Consider the following 6,251-nt stretch of genomic DNA (forward strand, 5'->3'; position numbering starts at 1 on the left):
AGAAAGAACAGCGTTTGGCCAAAATGAAGGAGTTTGAACAAAAGCATTCCTTTGATAAGGTGTACAAATTAAAAAAAGAAGTGCTGCAGGAATTAAAAGAGCTCAATTTGACTGATTCTCAACGTGAGAAATTAACCAAGCTTGAAAAGGCTTTAGACACGGAGAAAAAGGATCATGACAAGCAGAAAAAAGAAGAGAAATCACAGAATGGATTTACGAAGTTTTTTGCACGGAATAGTGGAGCAAATTCTTCAAGAAAACAGAAAGAGCCACAAGAAATGGAACGTTAAAAAAAGCAAAAGTTTAGACGGAATGGGAGGGCTGAAAAGCTCTCCTTTTTCATATCGTGGATTGAAGGAGGGATTTAGGTGGGAGAACGAAAACACGTCAAGGAGGAGGAGGTTATGAAAGCGCGAGATATTGATTTGTTGTCGTATCTGGAAGCCAAAGGCGAAACCTTTGTAAAAGAAGGAAAGTATTATCGTCATACGGAACATGATAGCTTACTCATCAAAGGAAATATGTACGCTTGGAATAGCCGGAATGAAACAGGATACGGAGCAATCAGTTTCGCTCAAATGTATTATGGGATGTCTTTTCCACAAGCTGTATTAGATATCAATAAAGGCGATTATAAAGAGCTTTCTCAGTTACATGAGCAACCGTCGGTTTCACCATCAAAAGAGCCTTTTCGCTATCCAAAAGAGTTAGAGGTAAAGGATCAAAGCAAAGTAAAAGATTATCTCATAAAAGAACGTAAAATAGATCCTCGATTAGTTAACTGGCTTCTTCAAAAAGACTTAATCGCCCAGGACAAACGGAATAATGTGGTGTTTAAATGGCGTGAGCATGGGGGCAAAGGAAAAGTGATCGGGGCAGATCGACAAGGAACAGCTTTGATAAAAAATAAACGAGGTTCTTTTAAACAAGTCTTACCGAACGATAACCCACATACAGGCTTTTCAGTTGATGTTGGTCGCCCAAATAAGATTCATTTCTTTGAAAGCCCAATTGATCTGCTTTCTTATTGGAGTATACAAGAGAATAGTTTGCAGAATACACGTCTTATTAGTATGAATGGCTTAAAACCTAAAACTGTTGCACAGTCTTATATCGAAGCTCGAAGAGAAGGCTTAGGCATTAAAGAAATGGTGTTAGCTGTCGATAATGACCAAGGAGGAAAAGAATTTATTGACAAAATGAACCAAATCGTTAATGCTGATTTAATAAGAGCAGATATTCCAAAGGGAGCTAAAGATTGGAACGACGAGTGCGACAAGTAAGCAGCTTTAACCCTTATTTTCAGTGTTGCCAACTTTGGTATTTTAGATTGGCAACCTTCCGAGTATAACGGATGTTCTCGCTCGAAACGGCTTTGCTGGTAACGGCATTGTTCGGTTGCATGAGAGTTAAATGTGCGAAACTCGTTAGCTTATAACGAACACAGTGCTAGAGAAAGAATGGTATAGAGTAGGTTGAAACAACTTATCAGAAGTTGTTTACCTACATAAGGACTAACGTAATGTGAACCTTTGATAAACATCGTCACCAGTACCAATGGAAACCATAAGCTGATACCATTGCATACCTGATTGAATTGATATTTCGTCGCTATCAATTTTTATACCAATATATCAGGCGGTGAATAGAAGGAGTCTGTCCCATTCGTATCTGAAACAAGCTGAACTTGGTAAGCCCACTTGAGTCCTAGTTTACTAGGTAAGTCGACCGTAAGGAAAACTGAATTCTCAAGTGGGTAGAGGATGTTAAAGGAAGCGAATGGCGCTTGGGCGAAAGCTCACTTAACGGGGTTAGTTAAGGGCGTATAATGTCGGTGTATTAGCACCATATCCATGACATAACTCGAAAGAGTGCTGACTTTTAACTGGTGTACAATACGACTAAAAAACGGAACGTAACTATACAATTAATAGGAGGAGATATGCGATGAACAACACATCAGAACCATCGATAGTGTCCGCGACTACTCCACTTACTGATTTCAATAATGTCCCTTGGATACGATTGGAACGGTATGTCAGGAAGTTACAACAACGGATTTATCGTGCAGAAAGTCTTGGGAACAAACGAAAAGTAAAATCCTTGCAGCGACTGTTGATGAGAAGCCAAGCAGCATTACTGCTTTCAATTCGGCAAGTCACCCAACTTAATAAAGGCAAACGTAGCGCAGGAGTAGATGGTTTTAAGGTTGCTTCCAACGAAGAACGAACCACATTGTATAATAGGATGCGAAATTATAATGTCTTTATGCACAAACCATCACCTACCTTAAGGAAGTATATTCCCAAAGGGAAAAGTGATAAGTTGCGACCTCTAGGAATTCCTACTATGAAAGACAGGGTCTACCAAAATGTCGCGAAATTAGCTCTAGAACCGCAATGGGAATTTCACTTTGAGCCGATTTCCTATGGATTTCGTCCAAAACGGAGTGCTCATGATGCTACATCAGCTATCTTCAGAAAAATAAACGCTAGAACAAAAAAGAAGTGGGTGTTTGAAGGAGATTTCAAAGGATGCTTTGATAACTTAAACCATGACTATATAATGGAGCAAATCAAAGATTTTCCTGCGAAAAGAACTATCCAGAAATGGTTAACGGCTGGATACATCGACAATAACGTATTTAACAGAACTGAATTTGGCACGCCACAAGGCGGGATTTTATCACCTTTACTTGCAAACATTGCTCTACATGGAATGGAAAGAGAAATAGGTGTTAATTACCGTCGTAAAATGAGAAAGGGCGTTGAATACCACGGAACTAAGGATACAAAAACAGTGGTACGATATGCGGATGACTTCGTCATTCTTTGTGAAAGCAAAGAAGAAGCAGAAAGCATGTATGGAAAGTTGCAACCTTATCTAAACAAACGGGGATTGGAACTAGCCCCCGATAAGACGAAAGTCACTCACATTAGTGAGGGATTCGATTTTCTTGGCTTTAACTTTCGGCAGTATCCTACTAACAAGGAAAAAGGCCGCCTATGGAAACTAATTATTAAACCAAGTAAAAAGTCCCAATCTAAAATGACGGATAAAATTCGAGCATGTTTCAGTAAGAACCAAGGAGGAAATGTTGCCGGGCTTATTCGGGATTTAAATCCTATTATCCGAGGGTATGCAAATTATTGGAGCGCCGTACCATCCAAAACAATCTTCTCAAAAATGGATGCTTATATTTTCAAGAAAACTGTACGTTTTCTCAAAAGACTACATTCAACAAAATCTTGGAAATGGTTAACCGAAAGATATTTTCAACCGGACATGTATGGACAAAGTAAGAATAAATGGCTTTTGACAGATCCAATACGAAACTATCAATTAATTCGTATGGCATGGACACCTATTATTAGGCACTCAATGATTAAACATAAAAATTCCCCTTTTGATAGCAACTTAGCAGACTACTATCAAAAACGAGACATTAAATATTTTAGTAAAGATAATATTGCCTACAGAAGGAAAATGGCCAAAAGACAGAAATTCAAATGTCCATTATGTCAATCTTCTCTGATGACAGGGGAAGGTTTAGAAAAACACCACCGCAAACCAAAAATTCAAGGTGGAACAGATGAATATAAAAATCTATGGTTAGTGCATAGTTCCTGCCACATTTTATGGCATAAAACATTTCCCGTAAGGGAAAAAGAACCAACCAAGAAACAAATAATAGCGTTTACTAAAATGCTAAGAAAAAGAAGAACACTAGTAATAAGCTAAGAATGTATTTGCAAGGTACATTCAAATTAAAACCAAGACAATCTGATAAAGGTATGCTTGAGCCGTATGTGGTGAAAGCCACACGTACGGTTCTGAGGGGGGGAAGGAATGGTAACATTCCTGACCTACCCGACATTAAAGGAGAATGGAAAAAGCATTCAACCTGTGGCATCACGTCTCCGGAATAAACAAACTGAACAGGAGCTTTCAATGAATGGATAAAGTGTTTCAAGGTGTATTTTACCTCTTTCTTATCATGATTTTAGTGAAACTTTTTCAATTTGCTTACCGTGTCCTTCGTGAACGGAGGTATATGAAAGAGTTAGCCCAATCGGGTATGCCCTATATCGATAAAATGGATGGTTACCAATTTGAAATTTACTTGCAGGCCCTTTTCCAAGAGCTAGGATATAAACCACAAGTGACGAAAAAGTCTGGTGACTTTGGGGCTGATTTAGTGATGAAAGGCAAAGAAAAAATTGTCATTCAAGCTAAACGATATGGAGTTAAAAATCGGGTTAGTATTTCAGCCGTACAAGAAGTGTATGGGGCAAAAGCGTATTATAAAGCGAATCAAGCGTGGGTCGTGACCAATAGTTATTTCACAAAACAAGCAAAAGAGCTTGCAGCTGCATGTGATGTAACGTTAGTGGATCGGGCGGATCTTCAAAAGTTTATTAATGATGTCAATCCTGTTTTCAAGGCACGAGAAATCTTTGAAAATATCACACCAGAACCTCGTAAGTGTCCGAAATGTGGGCAAGATCTAGTCGTACGAGATGGGAATGGTACTCGCTTTTTTGGCTGTTCCTCTTTCCCTTCTTGTCGTCATACAGAGAAAATTAATAAGGAAGTAAGTAAGAGCAGACCTTCAGTATAGTAAGGTCTGTTTTTTCTTGCTCTAAAAAGGAGCTGATGCTAATGGAGAAGGTAGAAATAGCAAATGAGCTATTAAAAAATAGTGAAAATGACTATATAAGAGCATTAATAAAGAAGTACCTCTTAAACTTTGAAGAACTTGAACAAGGGCAATGTGAAGATGAAATATTAATACGTTTTCACAATTGTGTTTCTTATATAAACAAAGTGGACTTTAATATTAATGGATGGATGTTGAACGAGATCCCTACCTTTTATACTCATTGTTTTTGGAATAAAAAAACGAATGAAGCATTTGATTTAGGAGTGTGGGATATAGGGGAGGTCATACCACGATATTTAGATAGTCAGGCAAATGAACAGGTTTCTAAAAATATAGTAGAAGCAATAAAAAATTTTATAGTTCCAAGTCTTACTAGATAAACAACTATAAAATATTTACCTACTGTATAGCGCTAAAATTTGCATCGAATGAAGTTATACGCAAAACAAAAGTTAATTTCGTCAGAGAGTGTTTCTCTGCAAGGAGTAGAACTGAAATAGTGCCTAATAGAGAATAAAAACAGGGAGGTTTCAAATAATATTAATAATTCACAAATAATGGAGGTCGTCTATGCGTTCAAATAATAATTTTGTGGCACTACTGTTCTTCTCTATTTTGGGTATGGTTGCTACCATTGTTTTTAGCAGTGTTATTATTTCTCAGAATAACCGTCTATTAAGGGAAAGAAAATAAAGATAAAGATAAAAAGAGGTCAATTTGTTGTAATGCAAAGTTGGCCTCTTTATTTATTAAATAATCGTTACGATAAGCATCTTTCCATTTGGAAGGTGCTTTTTTCATTTCATATAAACATATAAAAAAGAGGAGAGATATTTTCATGAAAAACATCTTTATGAAATCGATGACCGTTCTTACCTTATTAATGGTCGCATTATGTGGAGTAAATCAGGGGAAAACAGAAGCAGTAAGTAAGCCAGCGAATCAAGATTTGATTATTATTAACAAGTACTACAACAAGCTTGCGTATTTTCATAATGGTTATATTGAAATCGTTGATCCAGTAGCAACAGGAAAAACATGGGACAAAACACCAGTTGGTTTTTTTAAAGTCGTAAACAAGATTAAAAATCGTCCTTATTATACAGGACATATTCCTGGGGGCGATCCTCGCAATCCATTAGGAAAACGTTGGTTAGGGTTAAATGCTAACGGTACGTATGGTGATACATACGGCATTCACGGCAATAACAATGAAAGCAGCATTGGAAAATACGTGAGTCAAGGCTGCGTGAGAATGCATAATGCAGACATCGAAAAGCTTTATGATAAAGTCCAAGTAGGCACACCTGTTGCCATTACGTATTCTTATAAAAGCTTTGTGGATCTTACGAGCGTATACGGGTACAAATTCAAAGGCTACAAGATGAAAAACAATTAATATCTGAGCAGCATTCCATGTTTATTTATCATGGAATGCTGCTTTTTCGTATTCAATAGGGGAAAGATAATGCAGAGAAGAATGCATTCTTTTGGTATTGTAATAGAGCTCTATATATTTAAATACTTCTTTTCGAGCTTGTTCTGGTGTTGTAAATTTGGCACCATGAATGAGCTCTCTTTTTATGGT

General features: G+C 37.3%; 6 protein-coding genes and 1 pseudogene. 6 read left to right on the forward strand and 1 reads right to left on the reverse strand.

Going from position 1 to position 6,251, the window contains the following annotated elements:
* The 6 genes and pseudogenes from AC1DEF_RS28815 to AC1DEF_RS28840 form a co-directional block, all read left to right on the forward strand.
* The coding region (locus tag AC1DEF_RS28815; protein WP_477727734.1) for a guided entry of tail-anchored proteins factor 1 at nucleotides 1-290 on the forward strand (290 nt) is incomplete at its 5' end.
* A 114-nt stretch (nucleotides 291-404) separates the two neighbouring features.
* Nucleotides 405-1,268, forward strand: a pseudogene (locus AC1DEF_RS28820) (toprim domain-containing protein); the annotation flags it as partial.
* A 679-nt stretch (nucleotides 1,269-1,947) separates the two neighbouring features.
* Nucleotides 1,948-3,741 (forward strand): group II intron reverse transcriptase/maturase, encoded by a 1,794-nt coding sequence (ltrA, locus tag AC1DEF_RS28825; protein ID WP_097825620.1) that lies wholly within the window; start codon nucleotides 1,948-1,950, stop codon nucleotides 3,739-3,741.
* Between the two features lie 214 nt (nucleotides 3,742-3,955).
* On the forward strand, nucleotides 3,956-4,621 hold the full coding sequence (locus AC1DEF_RS28830) for a restriction endonuclease (RefSeq protein WP_318331546.1): 666 nt from the start codon (nucleotides 3,956-3,958) through the stop codon (nucleotides 4,619-4,621).
* Between the two features lie 41 nt (nucleotides 4,622-4,662).
* A complete protein-coding gene (locus tag AC1DEF_RS28835; protein WP_097825590.1) occupies nucleotides 4,663-5,043 on the forward strand; it encodes a hypothetical protein in 381 nt (126 codons plus the stop codon).
* A 458-nt stretch (nucleotides 5,044-5,501) separates the two neighbouring features.
* Entirely contained in the window at nucleotides 5,502-6,062 is a 561-nt protein-coding gene (locus AC1DEF_RS28840) for a L,D-transpeptidase (RefSeq protein WP_097825591.1), read from the forward strand.
* A gap of 21 nt (nucleotides 6,063-6,083) precedes the next feature.
* On the opposite strand, the gene AC1DEF_RS28845 is transcribed toward AC1DEF_RS28840, so the two are convergent.
* Nucleotides 6,084-6,251: IS3 family transposase (locus tag AC1DEF_RS28845; protein ID WP_477727735.1), on the reverse strand; the 168-nt coding region annotated here is incomplete at its 5' end.

The sequence above is a fragment of the Priestia sp. 10L35 genome (genome assembly GCF_056395685.1).